This window comes from Caballeronia novacaledonica, assembly GCF_900258035.1.
GTDB classification, from domain to species: Bacteria; Pseudomonadota; Gammaproteobacteria; order Burkholderiales; family Burkholderiaceae; genus Caballeronia; species Caballeronia novacaledonica.
Window position 1 is genome coordinate 80,308 of sequence record NZ_OGTP01000018.1, and the last position, 18,130, is coordinate 98,437.

Sequence of the window (18,130 nt, forward strand, 5' to 3'; positions counted from 1 at the left end):
ACACCTTCGTAGCGCCCGCGTACGGGCATCTTTGAGATAACGGAAGAAGTCGGGAGACAAAAAATGAAACGCAGACTGTTCCTCACGCTGATCGCCGCCGCCACGGCAACGAGCGCGTCCATGATCGCGGCGCCCGTCGCGCAGGCTGCCGACGACGTCAAGATCGGCTTCCTCGTGAAGCAGCCGGAAGAGCCGTGGTTCCAGGACGAGTGGAAATTCGCGGAAATGGCCGCGAAGGAGAAGGGCTTCACGCTCGTGAAGATCGGTGCGCCGTCGGGTGAAAAAGTGATGAGCGCGATCGACAACCTCGCCGCGCAGAAGGCGCAGGGCTTCATCATCTGCACGCCGGACGTGAAGCTCGGGCCGGGCATCGTCGCGAAGGCGAAGGCCGACAAGCTCAAGATGATGACGGTCGACGACCGTCTCGTCGACGGTTCGGGCAAGCCGATCGAAGCCGTGCCGCACATGGGCATTTCGGCTTACAACATCGGCAAGCAGGTCGGCGACGGCATCGCCGCCGAAATCAAGAAGCGCGGCTGGGACATGAAGGACGTCGGCGCGATCGACGTCACCTACGAGCAACTGCCGACCGCGCACGACCGCACGAGCGGCGCCACCGATGCGCTCGTCGCCGCCGGCTTCCCGAAGGCGAACATCGTGGCCGCGCCGCAAGCGAAGACCGACACCGAAAACGCGTTCAACGCCGCGAACATCGCGCTCACGAAGAACCCGCAATACAAGCACTGGGTCGCCTACGGCCTGAACGACGAAGCCGTGCTCGGCGCCGTGCGTGCCGCGGAAGGCCGCGGCTTCAAGGCGGACAACATGATCGGCATCGGCATCGGCGGTTCGGACTCGGCGCTCAACGAGTTCAAGAAGCCGAATCCGACGGGCTTCTACGGCACCGTCATCATCAGCCCGAAGCGTCACGGCGAAGAGACGTCCGAACTGATGTACGCGTGGATCAAGGACGGCAAGGCGCCGCCGCCGCTCACGCTCACGACCGGCATGCTGGCCACGCGTGAGAACGTGGCGTCGGTGCGTCAGCAGATGGGGCTGGCTTCGAACTAAGTCTTTCGTGCGGGAAGCGGGCCGCGCGTGCGGTCCGCTGAAGAATAGGAGGCGATGTGTCAGCGACGCTGCGTTTTGACAATATCGGCAAGGTGTTTCCAGGCGTGCGCGCGCTCGACGGCGTGTCGTTCGACGTCAACGCCGGCGAAGTTCACGGCTTGATGGGCGAGAACGGCGCGGGCAAATCGACCTTGCTCAAGATTCTCGGCGGCGAGTATCAGCCCGATTCGGGGCGCGTGCTCATCGACGACAAGGAAGTGCATTTCGCGAGCGCGGCGGCTTCGATCGCGTCGGGCATCGCGGTGATTCATCAGGAATTGCAGTACGTGCCGGACCTGACCGTGTCCGAGAACCTGCTGCTCGGCGCGCTGCCGAACCGGCTCGGCTGGGTCGACAAGCGCGCGGCGAAAGCGCACGTGCGCGAGCGGCTGACCGCGATGGGCGTCGATCTCGATCCGAACGCGAAGCTGCGCAAGCTCTCGATCGCGCAGCGGCAGATGGTCGAAATCTGCAAGGCGCTGTTGCGCAACGCGCGCGTGATCGCGCTGGACGAACCGACGAGCTCACTGTCGCATCGCGAGACGGAAGTGCTCTTCAAGCTCGTGCGCGATCTCAAGGCCGACAACCGCGCGCTGATCTACATCTCGCATCGCATGGACGAGATCTACGCGTTGTGCGATGCGTGCACGATTTTCCGCGACGGCCGCAAGATCGCGTCGCATCTGTCGCTCGCGGACGTGCCGCGCGAGACGCTCGTGCAGGAAATGGTCGGCCGCGAAATCAGCGACATCTACGACTATCGCGCGCGGCCGCTCGGCGAAGTGCGCTTTTCGGTGAAGAACGTGCTGGGCGACGCATTGAGTGCGCCCGCGAGTTTCGAGGTGAAGCGCGGCGAGATCGTCGGTTTCTTCGGGCTCGTCGGCGCGGGCCGCAGCGAACTGATGCATCTCGTCTACGGCGCCGACAAGAAGAAGGACGGCACGATCACGCTCGACGGCCAGCCGATCAAGGTGCGCAGCACCGGCGAGGCGATCCGCCACGGCATCGTGCTGTGTCCGGAAGATCGCAAGGAAGAGGGCATCGTCGCGATGGCGACGGTCGCGGAGAACATCAACATCTCGTGCCGCCGTCACTATCTGCGCGGCGGCCTGTTTCTCGATCGCAAGAAGGAAGCGCAGACGGCCGAGCGCTTCATTCAGCTACTGAAGATCAAGACGCCGAGCCGCAAGCAGCGCATTCGCTTTTTGTCGGGCGGAAACCAGCAGAAGGCGATTCTGTCGCGCTGGCTCGCGGAGCCGGATCTGAAGGTCGTGATTCTCGACGAGCCGACGCGCGGCATCGACGTCGGCGCGAAGCATGAAATCTACAACGTGATCTATCAGCTCGCCGAGCGCGGCTGCGCGATCGTGATGATTTCGTCGGAGTTGCCGGAAGTGCTCGGCGTGTCCGACCGGATCGTCGTGATGCGGCAGGGGCGGATCGCGGGCGAATTGCCGCGCGACAAGGCCAACGAACAGGCGGTGCTGAGTCTTGCGCTGCCGCAGAGCGAGAGCGTCGCGCAGGCGGCATGAAGGCGACACCAGGACAAGAGGAGCGAATCATGGAAGCAAGAGAAAACATCGTGGGGCAGGCGACGGAAACCGTCGCGAACGCGCTGATCCCGCAAAAGAACGACAAGCAGAAGTGGTGGCAGCAGATCACGGAGTACAGCCTGATCGTGATTTTCGTCGTCATGTTCCTGACGATGTCGTTGACGGTCGATCACTTCTTCTCGATCGAGAACATGCTCGGTCTGGCGTTGTCGATCTCGCAGATCGGCATGGTGGCGTGCACGATGATGTTCTGTCTCGCGTCGCGGGATTTCGATCTTTCCGTCGGCTCGACCATCGCCTTCGCGGGCGTCTTATGCGCGATGGTTCTGAATGCGACGGATAACACGTTTATCGCGATCATGGCGGCGGTGGCGGCGGGCGCGGTCATCGGTTTCGTGAACGGCGCGGTGATTGCCTATCTGCGCATCAATGCGCTGATCACCACGCTGGCGACGATGGAAATCGTGCGCGGACTCGGGTTCATCGTGTCGCACGGACAGGCGGTCGGTGTGTCGTCGGATACGTTTATCGGGCTTGGCAGCTTGTCGATGGTCGGGATTTCCCTGCCTATCTGGGTGACGCTTGCGTGCTTCATCGTTTTTGGCGTATTGCTGAACCAGACTGTGTATGGACGTAATACATTGGCGATCGGCGGCAATCCGGAGGCGTCGAGGCTTGCGGGTATCAATGTCGAGCGCACGCGCGTCTGGATCTTTCTGATTCAGGGCGCGGTGACTGCGCTGGCGGGTGTCATCCTCGCTTCGCGGATTACTTCGGGGCAGCCGAACGCGGCTCAGGGCTTCGAGCTGAACGTGATTTCCGCTTGCGTGCTGGGTGGCGTGTCGCTGCTCGGCGGGCGCGCGACGATTTCGGGCGTGGTGATCGGCGTGCTGATCATGGGCACGGTCGAGAACGTCATGAATCTTTTGAATATCGATGCGTTTTATCAGTACCTTGTGCGGGGGGCGATTCTGCTTGCTGCAGTGCTGCTCGATCAGTTGAAGAATCGCGGATCGCGGGATTGATTCTTTTCGCGGGGTGAGTGCGCTTTCTTCGATGGAATCCTGCTTTCTTAGTGGTCTATTAGTGTTGCCCCTGTGCGGGGCGGCAGTCACTTTCTTTGCTGCTGCAAAGAAAGTAACCAAAGAAAGCAGCTTTTCCATCCAAAGTGCCTCACGCCGGCCGCGGCACAGGCGATTGGCTGAATGGAACGGCAGTAGCGAGTGCCCCCACAAAACTCGCGCGGCGTGGACCGCGCACGGTCTGCCGCACCACATGTTTTAGGGCACTGGTTCAGCACGAAAGCGTTCCGGCACAGCGCTACGCGCTGCCGCCGGGTCTGCAAGGGAAACCGATGGTGTGCATGGGCGGCGAGGCTGATGGCGGCGTTAGGAAGGGAGCACGTGCCGACCCGATTGACCCATCGGCCGCGAAGCGGGCTGGAGCAATTTCGTGCTGAACCGGTTTGTCGTGTGGCGAGTGGAGGCGGACCGTGCGCGAGCCAAGCCCGGCGATTGTGATGAGGGCACTTTTTAGGCGAGTGCCACGGACGAGGAGAAAAGTGGCCAACGTGCGTGTGACCGCGGGCCTGAGAAGCTGCTTTCTTTGGTTACTTTCTTTGCAGCAGCAAAGAAAGTGACTGCCGCCCCGCACAGGGGCAGTGCAAATAGACCGACGCGAAAGCAGGATTCCATAGAAGAAAGCGCAAAAGCAAAAGAGACAACCATGGCAATAGAAAGCAAACTAGCCCGCTACCCCAGCCTGGAAGGCAAAACAGTCCTGATCACCGGCGGTGCAACCGGCATCGGCGAGGGCTTCGTCGAACACTTCTTCGATCAGAACGCGAAAGTCGCCTTCTTCGACATCGACACCGACGCCGGCGAGGCGCTTGCCGACCGCCTGGGCGCAGCCCTGAAAGCAAACCAGACCCGCCCGATGTTCCTCAACGTCGACCTCACCGACATCGACGCGCTGAGAAAAGGCATCGAAGACGTGAGAGCCGCGCTCGGCCCGATCGGCGTGCTCGTCAACAACGCCGCGAACGACAAGCGCCATGCGATCGAAGACGTCACGCCCGAGTCGTACGACGCGGGCATCGCGGTCAACATCCGTCATCAGTTCTTCGCGGCTCAGGCCGTGATCGACGACATGAAGCGCCTGGGCGGCGGCTCGATCATCAATCTGGGCTCGATCAGCTGGATGCTCAAGCAAGGCAACTTCCCCGTCTACACGACGTCGAAATCCGCGGTGCAGGGCATGACGCGCGGCCTCGCGCGCGACCTCGGCAAGTTCAACATCCGCGTGAATACGCTCGTGCCCGGCTGGGTGATGACCGAAAAGCAAAAGCGCCTGTGGCTCGACGAGGCCGGCAAGGAAGCGATCAAGCAGGGCCAGTGCATCGGCGGGGAATTGCTGCCCGCGCATCTCGCGCGCGCCGCGCTCTTCCTCGCTTCGGACGACAGCGGCATGATGACGGCGCAAGACATCGTCGTCGACGGAGGATGGGCCTGATGAACTCGACTCGCGCGCAGCTTCTGATCGACAGCCAATGCTCGCTCGGCGAAGGCGCCACGTGGTGCGCCGCGAGCGGCCATTTCTGGTGGACCGATATCGAAGGCGAGAAGCTGTGGCGCCACGATCCGCGCGACGGCGCGAGCGAATCGTTCGCGATGCCCGAGCGGCTCGGCTGCTTCTCGCCCTGCGCCGATGCGCGTTTCCTGCTGCTCGGCCTCGCGTCGCGGCTCGCGTTCTATGAAATCGCGACGGGCCGTATCGAAACGATCATGGAAGTCGAAGCCGATCTGCCGACGCGTCTGAACGACGGCCGCTGCGACCGCGAAGGCCGCTTCGTGTTCGGCACGAAGCACGACGTGGACGACGCGCAGGCGATCGGTGGGTTTTATCGGCTGAACCGGGATCTGTCACTGGAGCGCCTGCCGCTCGGCAATTGCGCGATTTCGAACAGCATCGGCTTTTCGCCCGACGGCGCGACGATGTACTACTGCGATTCGCCGACGCGCCAGATTCGCGTCTGCGACTATCCGACATTCGCCAACGATCGCGTGTTCGTCGAGCTGACGGATGCGACCGGCGTGCCCGATGGCTCGATCGTCGATGCCGAGGGCGGCTTGTGGAACGCGCAATGGGGCGGCGCGCGCGTCGTGCGCTACGGACGCGATGGCCGCGATGGCCGCGAGACCGCGCGCATCGACGTGCCGACCGCGCAGCCGAGTTGCGTCGCTTTCGGCGGCGCGGACTTCGGCACGCTGTTCGTGACGAGCGCGCGCATCGGTCTCGCCGATGACGCGCTGCAAAGCGATGCGCACGCAGGCGGCGTGTTCGTCGCGACGCCCGGCGCGCGCGGTATCGCCGAAGCGGTATTCGCGGGCAAGGCGTAACGAAAATAACGAGGCGGCGCGCGATCGACGCGCCGCCCGGCACACCCCGGCGACGCCGGATTTTCGCCTCTCGATGGAGCACGAGTCATGGCTGTTGCGCGCACAGAGCAAAGACCGAATCCTGCATCGACATCCAAGGCACAGGCGAACGCCCGCCGTTCGAGGCTCGCCGCCGCAACCGAACCGCCGGTCCGGCCCGGCCCCGGCACCTCCATCGTCGCGATGGGCGGCCGCGATGTCGAAGGCTGCATCACGCTCGCCAACGCGCATCTGCGGCTCGAACTCGCGCCGTCGCTCGGCGGCGGCATCACGCGCTTCGACTGGCGGCATCAGGGCGCGCTCGTGCCGATCTTCCGGCCGTGCGTCGATCCCGGACCGGACACCGATCCGAATCAGCTCGCGTGCTATCCGCTTCTGCCGTACTCGAACCGTATCGGCAACGGGCACTTTCAGTTTTCAGGGCGCTCGATCGACGTGCCGTGCAACCGCGCGGGCGAACCGCTGCCGCTGCATGGCGACGGCTGGCTCGGCGCGTGGGACGTCGCGGAGGAAACGTCCGCGCGCGTGCGCCTGACGCTCGATCGCAGCGACGGCAAGCCGTATGCCTTTCGCGCGGCGCAGACCTACACGCTCGACGAAGCCACGCTCGTCGTGACGCTCGACGTGGAAAATGCCGGCGGCGAAGCGCTGCCGTTCGGCCTCGGGCTGCATCCGTTCCTGATGCGCGAGGCGGACACGGAATTGTCCGCGGCGGCGGGCGGCGTATGGCTCTGCGGCGACGACTGGCTTCCGGTGCGGCACGTGCCGGCGCCGCCCGCGTGGCAATTCGGCGTTGCGTATCCGATGCCTTCGGAGATGGTGAACAACGCGTTCACCGGCTGGAGCGGCCGCACGAGCGTGCTGTGGCCGAAGCGTCGCCTGTCGCTGACGATCGCCGCCGACACCGATTACTACGTGCTCTACGCGCCGCCCGGCGAGAGCTTTTTCTGCTTCGAGCCGGTCGATCATCCGATCAACGCGGTGAATCTGCCCGGCGGCGGCGAAGCGCACGGGATGACCGTGCTCGAACCGGGCGAGCGGCTGTCGCGCGAATTCCGCTTTACCGTCGAGCGCACCGGCGAAGCGGCGCGCCGCGCGAGGCCGCGCACGCGAGCGGGCGCGAAGGCGCGGGCGCGGGACGCGTCGCGCTGATGCCGCAAGGAACGCGCTGCCACGCACGTTAAAATGCGTGACATCGACGTTCAACGAAATCCCGCCATGTCCTTTATCCAGACTCTCAACGCCGCGTGGTCGCGGACGCAATCGCTTCTGTGCGTCGGCCTCGACCCGGAACCCGCCAAATTTCCCGGCGCCCTGAACGGCCGCGCCGATGCGATCTTCGAGTTCTGCAAGAGCATCGTCGATGCGACCGCGCCGTATGCGTCGTCGTTCAAGCCGCAGATCGCGTACTTCGCGGCGCATCGCGCGGAAGACCAGCTCGAAGCGCTGATTGCGCATATCCACGAGAAACACGCCGGCATTCCGGTGATTCTGGACGCGAAGCGCGGCGATATCGGCAGCACGGCCGAGCAGTACGCGAAGGAAGCGTTCGAGCGCTACCAGGCCGATGCCGTGACGGTCAATCCGTACATGGGCTTCGATTCGATCGAGCCGTATCTCGCGCATGAAGGCCGCGGCGTGATCGTGTTGTGCCGCACCTCGAATGCGGGCGGATCGGATCTGCAATTCCTCACGACCGACGGCAAGCCGCTGTATCAGGTCGTCGCGACGCTCGCGGCGCAAAAGTGGAACGCGAGCGGGCAGCTCGGGCTGGTCGTCGGCGCGACCTTTCCGAAGGAAATCGAAACGGTGCGCGGGATCGTCGGCGATATGCCCTTGCTGATTCCGGGCATCGGCGCGCAAGGCGGCGATGTCGAAGCGACCGTGCGCGCGGGCCGCACCGCGAACGGCGCGGGCATGCTGATCAACTCGTCGCGCGCGATCATCTACGCGGGCAAGGGCGACGACTACGCGCAAGCCGCAGCGGAAGCGGCGAAGAAGACGCGCGATACGATCAACGCGTACCGTTAAGGGCGCGGTTCAGGCGTCGGGAAGCGGCGCGGGCCACCTGCTCTTTGGCATATGCCGCCGGCGTCTCACCGCTCGCGCTGTTCCAGAAACTCCAGCAGCTTGCGCAACGCATGCGCGGCCGCCTGCGTGCGCACCTGCTCGCGATCGCCCTTGAACAGTTGCGTCTCGACGCCGGTATGCAGCCGGTTGCTCCACGCGAACGACACCGTGCCCACCGGCTTCGCTTCGCTTCCTCCCGCCGGTCCCGCGACGCCCGTGATCGCGATCGAAACCTGCGCGCGGCTGTTGCGCAGCGCGCCTTCGGCCATCGCTTTCGCGACGGGCTCGCTCACCGCGCCGTGCTGCTCGATCAACGTGGCCGGCACGCCGATCATCTCGATCTTCGCGAGATTCGAATACGTGACGAAACCGCGCTCGAACCACGCGCTGCTGCCCGAAATATCGGTGATGGCGGCGGCGACCATGCCGCCCGTGCACGACTCGGCGGTTGCGAGCATCAGCCGTTCGTCGCGCAGCTTGTTGCCGACACGAATCGCAAGTTGGTGAACGACGGTGTCGGTTGGCATGATGGTGTTCTCGAAGAATTGAAAATCAGGCGGTCATGCGCCAGAGCGCGATTACGAGCAGCGTGAAGAACGCCGCGACGAGGTCATCGAACATGATGCCGAAGCCGCCTTTCAAATGGCGGTCGAAATAGCGGATCGGCGGCGGCTTCACCATGTCGAAGAAACGGAACACGATGAACGCCCACAACTGGCCGGTAAAGGTCGCGGGCGTGACGAGCAGCAGCACGAGCCAGAACGCGACGATCTCGTCCCACACCACCGGCGACGGATCGGCGGTGCCCATTTTCTTCGCGGTGAAGGCGGTGAACCAGCATCCGGCGACGAAGCCCGCGACGATCAGCGCGCCCCATTCGGCGACCGTCAGATGCGGATTGAACACGACGAACGACACCCACGCGAACAGCGTGCCGACCGTGCCCGGCGCGACGGGCGACAGCCCGCTGCCGAAGCCGAGCGAAAGAATATGAAGCGGATGCGTGAGCATGAAACGCGCGCTCGCCTTGCGCGGCGCGGCGCGCGGCGGATTGCGCGAATCGTTCGATTCGCCCGCGAGTGTCGGGTCAGTCTGCATGAAAATGATCGAAGCCTTGCAACGTCAGAGAGAGCGGGGCGCCCGAGGCATCGCGCCAGACGATACCCGGCGCACCGGATGATTCGATTGTACCGATGCGGGTCAGCGGCACTTTCACGCGCGTCGCGATATTCGCGAGCGTGTCGCGCGCATCGACGGGCGCGGTGAAGCAGAGTTCGTAGTCGTCGCCGCCCGCGAGCGCGCAGGCGCGGCGCGCGGCGTCGGGCAGCGCGCGCACGGCGTCCGAGCACGGCACGGAATCGGCATCGACGACGGCTCGCATGCCCGAGCGCTTCAGGATGTGCATGAGATCGCCGGCGAGGCCATCGGAGATATCGAGCGCCGCGTGCGCCACGCCGCGCAACGCGAGGCCCAGCGCGACGCGCGGCTCGGGCCGCTCCAGCGCGCGCTTCCAGTCCGCGGCGGTGGCGTCGTCGGGTGCGCGCCATTCGCCGCGAATCGCGCCGAGGCCCGCGCGCGCGTCGCCCAATGTGCCCGACACCCAGATGTCGTCGCCGGGCTGCGCGGCGTCGCGGCGCAATGCCGTGCCGTCGGGCACGTCGCCGAACACGGTGATGCAGAGGTTGAGCGGACCGCTCGTCGTGTCGCCGCCGACGAGCGCGCAGTCGTGACGTTCCGCGAGCGCGAAGAGGCCGTCGCTGAATGCTTCGAGCCACGCTTCGTCGGCGCGCGGCAACGCGAGCGCGAGCGTGAACGCGTGCGGCTTCGCGCCCATCGCGGCGAGGTCGGACAGATTCACCGCGAGCGCCTTGTGGCCGAGCGCGTGCGGATCGACATCGGCGAAGAAGTGGCGGCCTTCGACCAGCATGTCCGTCGATATGGCGAGCTGATGCCCGGCGGGCGGCGCGATGAGCGCGCAGTCGTCGCCGATGCCGAGCGGCGTCGCGGCCTCGTCGTCAAAACGTGGCGAGGGCGCCGTCGCGCGGCGTGCGAAGAATCGGTCGATCAGTGAAAACTCGGAGAGCATCGTCGGCGATGAATAGGTTTTTTGTGCGCTGCAAGAGCAAAGCGCGGAACGTGCAAGGAACCCCGAAAGCATCCGTCCCGCGTCTCGAAAAAATCGAACGATGTGCCGCGAGCCTTGCCCCGTGGAGCGATCAGACCTTTTCCGGTCATGGCACTTGTAGCCGAAATGCATGGAGCGCGGTCCGAAACCGCCGCTGAATGGCGCTACAATGCGTTCGAACTTCCATTCTAAATCCCGCACTGCTAGCCCGCCTTATGACGACCGACGCTAATACGAAGTTGCGCGAAGCTGCCCTCGACTATCACGAATTCCCGGTCCCCGGAAAGATCGCGATCGCGCCCACCAAGCAGATGATCAACCAGCGCGATCTCGCGCTGGCCTACTCGCCGGGCGTCGCGTTCGCGTGTGAAGCGATCGTGGAAGATCCGCTGAACGCCGCGCGTTTCACCGCGCGCAGCAACCTCGTGGGCGTCGTGAGCAATGGCACGGCCGTGCTCGGCCTCGGCAACATCGGGCCGCTCGCGTCGAAGCCGGTGATGGAAGGCAAGGCCGTGCTCTTCAAGAAGTTCGCGGGCATCGACGTGTTCGACATCGAGCTGAACGAAAGCGATCCGCACAAGCTCGTCGATGTGATCGCCGCGCTCGAACCGACCTTCGGCGGCATCAATCTGGAAGACATCAAGGCGCCGGACTGCTTCATCGTCGAGCGGGAATGCCGCAAACGCATGAAGATTCCCGTCTTTCACGACGACCAGCACGGCACCGCGATCGTCGTCGCGGCGGCGGTCACGAATGGTCTGAAGGTGGTCGGCAAGGATATCGGCGAAGTGAAGCTCGTCGCCTCGGGCGCGGGCGCGGCGGCGCTGGCGTGTCTGAACCTGCTCGTCGATCTCGGCATGAAGCGCGAGAACATCTATGTGACCGATCTCGCCGGCGTGGTCTACAAGGGCCGCACCGAACTCATGGACCCGGACAAGGAACTGTTCGCCCGCGAAACCAGCGCGCGCACGCTCGCCGAAGTGATGGAAGGCGCGGACGTGTTCCTCGGTCTGTCCGCCGGCGGCGTGCTCAAGCAGGACATGGTCAAGCAGATGGCCGCGAAGCCGCTGATTCTCGCGCTCGCCAATCCGACGCCGGAAATCCTGCCCGAACTCGCACTCGAAGTGCGTCCGGACGCGGTGCTGGCAACCGGCCGCACGGATTATCCGAATCAGGTCAACAACGTTCTGTGCTTTCCGTTCATCTTCCGCGGCGCGCTCGATGTCGGCGCGACCGTCATCACGAAGGAAATGGAAATCGCGGCGGTGAACGCGATCGCGGAACTCGCGCGTCAGGAACAAAGCGATATCGTCGCGACCGCGTACGGCATTCAGGATTTGTCGTTCGGCCCGGAATATCTGATTCCGAAGCCGTTCGATCCGCGTCTCATCGTGAAGATCGCGCCCGCCGTGGCGAGGGCCGCGATGGACTGCGGCGTGGCAACGCGTCCGATCGAGGACATGGAAGCCTACGAGCAGCATCTGCAGCAGTTCGTCTATCACAGCGGCACGACGATGAAGCCCGTGTTCCAGCTCGCGCGCAGCGTCGAGCCGGAGAAGAAGCGCATCGTGTTCGCGGAAGGCGAAGAGGAGCGCGTGCTGCGCGCGGTGCAGATCGCCGTCGATGAAAAAATCGCCAAGCCGATTCTCATCGGCCGGCCGGCGGTCATCGAGCAGCGCATCCAGAAGTTCGGTCTGCGTCTTGCGCCGGGCGTCGATTTCAGTGTCGTCGACACGGATCACGACGAGCGTTATCGCGACTTCTGGCAGTCGTACGCGAAGATGATGGCGCGCAAGGGCATCAGCCAGCAGATGGCGAAGCTCGAAATGCGCCGCCGCACGACGCTCATCGGCGCGATGCTGGTGCAAAAGGGCGAAGCCGACGGCATGATCTGCGGCACGGTGAGCACGACGCATCGTCATCTGCACTTCATCGATCAGGTCATCGGCAAGAAGGAAGGCGCGAAGGTCTATGCGGCGATGAACGCGCTGGTGTTGCCGGGCCGCCAGATTTTCCTGGTCGACACGCACGTGAACGTCGATCCGACGCCCGAGCAGCTCGCCGAAATCACGATGCTCGCGGCGGAAGAAGTGAAGCGCTTCGGCATCGCGCCGAAGATCGCGCTGTTGTCGCACTCGAACTTCGGCACGAGCAACGCGCCGACCGCGCAGAAGATGCGCGACGTGCTCGCGATCCTGAAAGAGCGCGCGCCCGATCTCGACGTCGATGGCGAAATGCACGGCGACGTCGCGCTCGATGCGCGGCTGCGCAAGGAAGTGCTGCCGGAATCGACGCTCGAAGGCGACGCGAATCTTCTGATTCTGCCGAATATCGACGCGGCGAACATCTCGTACAACCTGCTGAAGACGGCGGCGGGAAGCGGCATCGCGATCGGGCCGATTCTGCTCGGCGCCGCGAAGCCGGTTCACGTGCTGACGTCGTCGGCGACCGTGCGGCGGATCGTCAATATGACGGCGTTGCTGGTGGCGGACGCGTCGGCGGCGCGCTGATCGCGGCTTCGATGTGAGATGAAACGCGGCGGGCTTGCTCGCCGCGTTTTCGTTTGGGCGAAAAAAAAGGCGTGCCGTGTGGAACGGCACGCCCGAGAAAAAGCAAAAGGGGGCATTTGCTTTAACCCGCAAATGCGGGATCGTCGGCGGAGCGCGATGCCGTGAAGCTGGCGACGAGTGAGGCGGCTCATCCAAGGGCTTCAAGATCCCACGAGCAAATTATTATCTCATGCGCGATAAAAATCTCTCAGATTTGGGCTAAATAGTCCAAGGACGGTCGCCAGAAAATGTCAGGCTTGCGCCGATCTGAGAAAAAATTTCCGATTTCCCGCGTAACGTTGCTTCGCCCTGTCATTAGCGATACCCTTACATCTTTCATGGTCGCCGGATTCTGGTGCAACGCGAGGGCAGCCGTTTGGTGACGCGCGCGCGAGGGCTTTCCTTTTTCGTCGCTTTGAGCGTTCTTTTGGGCGCGTGCGGCAAGAATGAGCCTCGAAGCGGCGGACAGGAACCGGTTGCGTCCGCGAGTTCGGCGCCGGTCTCGTCGGCCGCGCCGATCCGGGCGGCGCAGGAACGGCAACCGGACGCGACCGGCGGGCAGGAGCGTGACGGACTGGCCACCGTCCACATTGCGCAGTTGCCGAGACAGGCGGTCGCGACCCTGCGGCTGATCGAAACCGGTGGCCCATTCCCTTACGAGAAGGACGGCGTCGTGTTCGGCAATCGCGAGCGTTTGCTTCCGCGGCATGCGCGCGGCTACTACCACGAGTACACGGTTCCCACGCCTCGCGCGAGGGATCGCGGCGCGCGCCGGATCGTGTGTGGCGGCCCGAAGAAGCAGGTCGGCGACTGCTACTACACCGACGACCACTACGCTACTTTCAAACGGATTGCGGATTAACTACGGGATTTACGGCATGAGCGACAACATCTACGCGCACGACCACAACGTCGCGAGTGATCTTTTCGCCACCGGCGATGGCAACCTGTTCCAGCGAGTATTGCGGCTACGCATGACAGAACACGACAACAGACCCGACGACGAGACCAGGCCTGAGGAGTGCCATCCGCAAGAGGATCCGGAAGCGCTGTTCGCCACGGTGCGCTCGAACATCGTGCAGTCGATCCGCGCTTTTCGCGTGCAGGATCTCGCGGACGAGGCGAATCGCCTCGGCCAGCATTTCCTCTATGCCTATCTCGGTCAGGCGCAGAGCAAGCAGGAAGTGCTGGAGACCATCGCCACGTCGTTCCTTTTTCCGAAGCACTTTGGCAAGAACTACGACGCACTCTACGATTCGCTCACCGATCTCGTTCACAAGGCGGGCTCGCAGCCGGGTTTCGTGATCGTGCTCGAACAACTGCCGATCGCGCAGAAGTTCGACAAGGAAGGCCGCGAAGTCCTGCTCGACGTGTTTCGCGACGCGGCGGAGTTCTGGGCGGAAAGAAAGGTGGCGTTCCGCGTGTTTTATTCGTTCGTCTGATCCGGCGCGGCTGGCGCGAGCGCGCTAGTCGAGGTCGGCAACAGCCCGATGGACCTGTCCATCGGGCTGTTTTCGTTTGTTCGCCACGCGGATCACCAGCCGCCCCAGCGCGCGGCCAGCGCCGCGAGCACCGCGATGCCCGCCGTTTCGGTGCGCAGCACGCGCGGGCCGAGTCCGAGCGTCGCGAATCCCGCATCGATGATCGCGCTTTCTTCACCCGGCGAAAAACCCGCTTCCGGTCCGATCAGCAACGTGACCGGGCTGGACGGCGCATCGGCCGGCAGCGACGCGAAGCTCACTTCGGCGCGCGGCGAGAGCAGCAGGCGCAGTTCGCCATCGGTGGCGGCGGGCAGGCCGGCGAGCCAGGCGTGCAGATCGCGCGGCGACGCGACCTCGGGCACGCGGTTGCGTCCACATTGCTCGCACGCCGCGCGCGTGAGCGCCTGCCAGTGCGCCTGACGCTTGAGCGCACGCTCGCCGGAAAGGCGCACGACGCCGCGCTCGGCGGTGATCGGTTGGATGGCCGCCACGCCCAGTTCCACTGCCTTCTCGATGAGCCAGTCCATCTTGTCGCCGCCCGCGATGCCTTGCGCGAGCGTCACGCGATAAGGCGGCTCGGCCTCGCGGTCGCTGTGTTCGTCGATGCGCGCGGTCGCCGCGCGCTTCGCGATATCGACGAGCTCGCCGCGATACTCGCCGCCGCGGCCGTCGAAGAGCGTGATCGCATCGCCGGTTTGCAGGCGCAGCACCTGCACGTGACGCACGACGTCATCGGGAAGAGAAAGGGTTTGGCCCGCGAACAGCGGACCGTCGATATGAAAACGTGGCATGAATGGCCGATCGCGAACCTTCCGTTCGCGGATAGTGGTGATGCCTTCCGGCGACGCGGCGGCTCAGCGCAGATGTCGCGCGATCGCCCAGCGATAGCCGTCCGGGTCTTCGATCTGCGCGAAGCGGTCGCCCCAGAACTGGTCCTGCGGCTCGATGAGCGGCTTCGCGCCGACGGCGAGCGCCTGCTGAAAAGTCGCGTCGACGTCATCGACATAAAGATAGAACGACTGCGGCGCCATCAGCCCCGAGCTTTTCGGCGTGCGCGCCTGCGAACCGTATGCGCCTTCGGGCGCGAACATCACGATCAACTGTCCGCGATACGTCATCTCGACATGGATGATCGTGCCGTCGTCGTTCACGCTGTCGCGCACCACGAAGCCGAGCGCCTTCTCATAGAACGCGATGCTGACGCGCGCGTCGCGCACGGTGAGGTACGGGATCAGCCAGGGGACGTCGGCGGGGCGAGGGTCGGTCATCGAAAGCACTCCTTGAAGCCTTGCTGCTGCACATTGGTGAACATTTTGCCATGAAGCCGCACGAATAACGGACCGGCAGGAAACTTGCAAAAAAAGGTCGCGCGCCGGACGGATTTCGCCGGATGAACGTCCGTTGGCGACGCGCGATACCATGTAATGTCATGCGTTGTCACAGAGTCGTGCGAGTGTTGTATCGCTTGCGACGCGCGCGAGGGCGGCGCGGTTCCCGCGAATCGCCGAGCGTGATTTGCACGGAACATGCCCGCGCGCCGGGACGCCTCGCCGCATTGGATTCGCGCCTGACAGGCACGAGTCAATCGGACCGGTCTGTTAGAATGACGGCCTCCCGATCCTCGTCGTTTCTCGTCGTTCCGGTCCTGAAAACGTTGTGCCCCGCGGGTCCGGCTCGAGCGAAAAGTAACGCCAGAGAAGCACCATGGATCATTTCAGGACCTGCCCCGACTCGACATGACGATCCCGACCTCCAGCCAGTCCGCCCTCATGGCCAACGCAATCCGCGCGCTCGCCATGGACGCCGTTCAACAAGCCAACTCCGGTCACCCCGGCATGCCGATGGGCATGGCGGAAATTGGCGTCGCGCTGTGGTCGCGCCATCTGAAGCACAACCCGGCGAACCCGCACTGGTTCGACCGCGACCGTTTCGTTCTGTCGAACGGTCACGGGTCGATGCTGCTGTACTCGCTCCTGCATCTCACCGGCTACGACCTGCCGCTGAGCGAACTGAAGAACTTCCGCCAACTGCATTCGAAGACGCCGGGCCACCCGGAAGTCGGCATGACGCCGGGCGTCGAGACGACCACGGGCCCGCTCGGCCAGGGCGTCGGCAATGCGGTCGGCATGGCGCTCGCCGAAGCGCTGCTCGCCGCCGAATTCAACAAGACTGACGCGAAGATCGTCGACCATTACACGTATGTATTCCTCGGCGACGGCTGTCTGATGGAAGGCATCTCGCACGAGGGCTGCTCGCTCGCCGGCACGCTGAAGCTGAACAAGCTGATCGCGCTCTACGACGACAACGGCATTTCGATCGACGGCCACGTCGAGCACTGGTTCCACGACGACACGCCGAAGCGCTTCGAAGCCTACGGCTGGAACGTGATCCGTGCAGTGGACGGCCACAACGTCGATGCGGTCGATGCCGCCATCGCGCAAGCCAAAAAGTCGGACAAACCGACGCTGATCTGCTGCCGCACGGTCATCGGAAAGGGCGCGCCGACGAAGGCGGGCGGCCACGATGCGCACGGCGCGCCGCTCGGCGACAAGGAAATCGCGGCGACGCGCGCGGCTATCGGCTGGAACTACGGTCCGTTCGAGATTCCGCAGGAAGTGTACGCAGCGTGGGACGCGAAGGAGCAGGGCACGCACGCGGAAGCCGAGTGGAACAAGGCGTTCGGCGCTTACCGCGCGAAGTACGACGCGGATGCCGCGGAATTCGCGCGCCGCATGAACGGCGAACTGCCGGCGAACTGGACGGAAGCCGCTGCGAAGATCATCGAAGACGCGAACCAGAAGGCCGAGACCATCGCGACGCGCAAGGCATCGCAGAACACGATCGAAGGCCTCGCCGCCGCGCTGCCGGAACTGCTCGGCGGTTCGGCCGACCTGACCGGTTCGAACCTGACCAACTGGAAGGCGTCGAAAGCCGTGCGCGCCGCCGGAGACGCGGAAAACGCGAATCCGGAGCACGCGGGCATCCAGTGGGGCAATCACATCAACTACGGCGTGCGCGAATTCGGCATGAGCGCGGCCATCAACGGCATCGCGCTGCACGGCGGCTATCGTCCGTTCGGCGGCACGTTCCTGACGTTCTCGGACTACAGCCGCAACGCGCTGCGCGTCGCCGCGCTGATGAAATCGCGCTCGATCTTCGTGTTCACGCACGATTCCATCGGCCTCGGTGAAGACGGCCCGACGCACCAGTCGGTCGAACACGTGTCCAGCCTGCGCCTGATCCCGAATCTGCAGACGTGGCGTCCGGCCGATACGGTCGAAACGGCCGTCGCGTGGACGCATGCGATCGCGCATCACGGTCCGTCGACGCTGATCTTCAGCCGCCAGAACCTGCAGTTCTCGGCGCGCAACGACATTCAGATCGCCAACGTCGCGAAGGGCGGCTACGTGCTGCGCGACTGGAACGACGACATTCCCGCGCGCAAGATCATCCTCATCGCGACCGGCTCGGAAGTGCAGCTCGCGATGGAAGCGGTCGAGGCGCTGGCGAAGGAAGGCATCGGCGCGCGCGTCGTGTCGATGCCCTGCACGAACGTCTTCGACAAGCAGGACGCCGAGTATCGCGAGCGCGTGCTGCCGAAGGGCGTGGCGCGCGTGGCGATCGAGGCGGGCGTGACGGATTTCTGGCGCAAGTACGTGGGCCTCGAAGGCGGCGTGGTCGGCATCGACACGTTCGGCGAGTCGGCGCCGGCGGGCGCGCTGTTCAAGCATTTCGGCTTCACGGTGGAGAACGTGGTCAAGACGGCAAAGGCCGTTCTCGCCGCGTAATACCGACGTCAGCGAAG

The 18,130-nt window shown here is 64.4% G+C and carries 16 protein-coding genes; 11 read left to right on the forward strand and 5 right to left on the reverse strand.

Annotation, left to right across the window (positions count from 1 at the left end):
- Window positions 1-63: 63 nt before the first annotated feature.
- The 7 genes from NOV72_RS22765 to pyrF all read left to right on the forward strand — a co-directional run bounded on the left by NOV72_RS22765 (window position 64) and on the right by pyrF (window position 8,131).
- Window positions 64-1,071: an arabinose ABC transporter substrate-binding protein gene (locus NOV72_RS22765; RefSeq protein ID WP_062255355.1), complete on the forward strand. Its 1,008-nt coding sequence runs from the start codon at window positions 64-66 to the stop codon at window positions 1,069-1,071.
- A 56-nt stretch (window positions 1,072-1,127) separates the two neighbouring features.
- Window positions 1,128-2,642 carry an L-arabinose ABC transporter ATP-binding protein AraG gene (araG, locus tag NOV72_RS22770; protein WP_106856823.1) on the forward strand — a complete coding sequence of 505 codons (1,515 nt, stop codon included), beginning with the start codon at window positions 1,128-1,130 and terminating at the stop codon, window positions 2,640-2,642.
- 29 nt (window positions 2,643-2,671) lie between these two features.
- Window positions 2,672-3,688, forward strand: coding sequence for an L-arabinose ABC transporter permease AraH (araH, locus tag NOV72_RS22775; protein ID WP_106856824.1), 1,017 nt, complete (start codon window positions 2,672-2,674; stop codon window positions 3,686-3,688).
- A 700-nt stretch (window positions 3,689-4,388) separates the two neighbouring features.
- Window positions 4,389-5,174: an SDR family NAD(P)-dependent oxidoreductase gene (locus NOV72_RS22785; protein ID WP_106856826.1), complete on the forward strand. Its 786-nt coding sequence runs from the start codon at window positions 4,389-4,391 to the stop codon at window positions 5,172-5,174.
- Entirely contained in the window at window positions 5,165-6,061 is an 897-nt protein-coding gene (locus NOV72_RS22790; protein ID WP_106856827.1) for an SMP-30/gluconolactonase/LRE family protein, read from the forward strand. The genes NOV72_RS22785 and NOV72_RS22790 overlap by 10 nt, the downstream gene beginning before the upstream one ends.
- Window positions 6,062-6,148: 87 nt before the next feature.
- Window positions 6,149-7,252: an aldose 1-epimerase gene (locus tag NOV72_RS22795; RefSeq protein WP_106856828.1), complete on the forward strand. Its 1,104-nt coding sequence runs from the start codon at window positions 6,149-6,151 to the stop codon at window positions 7,250-7,252.
- A 66-nt stretch (window positions 7,253-7,318) separates the two neighbouring features.
- Entirely contained in the window at window positions 7,319-8,131 is an 813-nt protein-coding gene (gene pyrF, locus NOV72_RS22800) for an orotidine-5'-phosphate decarboxylase (protein ID WP_106856829.1), read from the forward strand.
- 65 nt (window positions 8,132-8,196) lie between these two features.
- On the opposite strand, the gene NOV72_RS22805 is transcribed toward pyrF, so the two are convergent.
- The 3 genes from NOV72_RS22805 to thiL are packed head-to-tail and all read right to left on the reverse strand — an operon-like array spanning window position 8,197 to window position 10,256.
- Window positions 8,197-8,697, reverse strand: a complete 501-nt coding sequence (locus NOV72_RS22805) for a CinA family protein (protein ID WP_106856830.1) — start codon at window positions 8,695-8,697, stop codon at window positions 8,197-8,199.
- A 25-nt stretch (window positions 8,698-8,722) separates the two neighbouring features.
- A complete protein-coding gene (locus NOV72_RS22810; RefSeq protein WP_181291143.1) occupies window positions 8,723-9,268 on the reverse strand; it encodes a phosphatidylglycerophosphatase A family protein in 546 nt (181 codons plus the stop codon).
- On the reverse strand, window positions 9,258-10,256 hold the full coding sequence (thiL, locus tag NOV72_RS22815) for a thiamine-phosphate kinase (RefSeq protein ID WP_106856831.1): 999 nt from the start codon (window positions 10,254-10,256) through the stop codon (window positions 9,258-9,260). Before thiL ends, NOV72_RS22810 begins: the two co-directional genes overlap by 11 nt.
- Window positions 10,257-10,510: 254 nt before the next feature.
- On the opposite strand from thiL, the gene NOV72_RS22820 reads away from it, so the two are divergent.
- The 3 genes from NOV72_RS22820 to NOV72_RS22830 all read left to right on the forward strand — a co-directional run bounded on the left by NOV72_RS22820 (window position 10,511) and on the right by NOV72_RS22830 (window position 14,286).
- Entirely contained in the window at window positions 10,511-12,805 is a 2,295-nt protein-coding gene (locus NOV72_RS22820) for an NADP-dependent malic enzyme (protein WP_106856832.1), read from the forward strand.
- A gap of 418 nt (window positions 12,806-13,223) precedes the next feature.
- A complete protein-coding gene (locus NOV72_RS22825) occupies window positions 13,224-13,706 on the forward strand; it encodes a ribonuclease (RefSeq protein WP_106856880.1) in 483 nt (160 codons plus the stop codon).
- 16 nt (window positions 13,707-13,722) lie between these two features.
- Window positions 13,723-14,286: a barstar family protein gene (locus tag NOV72_RS22830; protein ID WP_106856833.1), complete on the forward strand. Its 564-nt coding sequence runs from the start codon at window positions 13,723-13,725 to the stop codon at window positions 14,284-14,286.
- 92 nt (window positions 14,287-14,378) lie between these two features.
- On the opposite strand, the gene NOV72_RS22835 is transcribed toward NOV72_RS22830, so the two are convergent.
- Together NOV72_RS22835 and NOV72_RS22840 are read right to left on the reverse strand one after the other, a co-directional pair.
- Window positions 14,379-15,116 (reverse strand): 16S rRNA (uracil(1498)-N(3))-methyltransferase, encoded by a 738-nt coding sequence (locus tag NOV72_RS22835; RefSeq protein WP_106856834.1) that lies wholly within the window; start codon window positions 15,114-15,116, stop codon window positions 14,379-14,381.
- Window positions 15,117-15,179: 63 nt separating this feature from the next.
- Complete coding sequence (locus NOV72_RS22840) at window positions 15,180-15,593, reverse strand: VOC family protein (RefSeq protein ID WP_106856835.1); 414 nt, start codon at window positions 15,591-15,593, stop codon at window positions 15,180-15,182.
- 501 nt (window positions 15,594-16,094) lie between these two features.
- On the opposite strand from NOV72_RS22840, the gene tkt reads away from it, so the two are divergent.
- The gene (gene tkt / locus NOV72_RS22845) at window positions 16,095-18,113 is read left to right on the forward strand and encodes a transketolase (protein WP_425428759.1); all 2,019 of its coding nucleotides are present in this window, start codon (window positions 16,095-16,097) and stop codon (window positions 18,111-18,113) included.
- The last annotated feature ends 17 nt before the right edge of the window (window positions 18,114-18,130 follow it).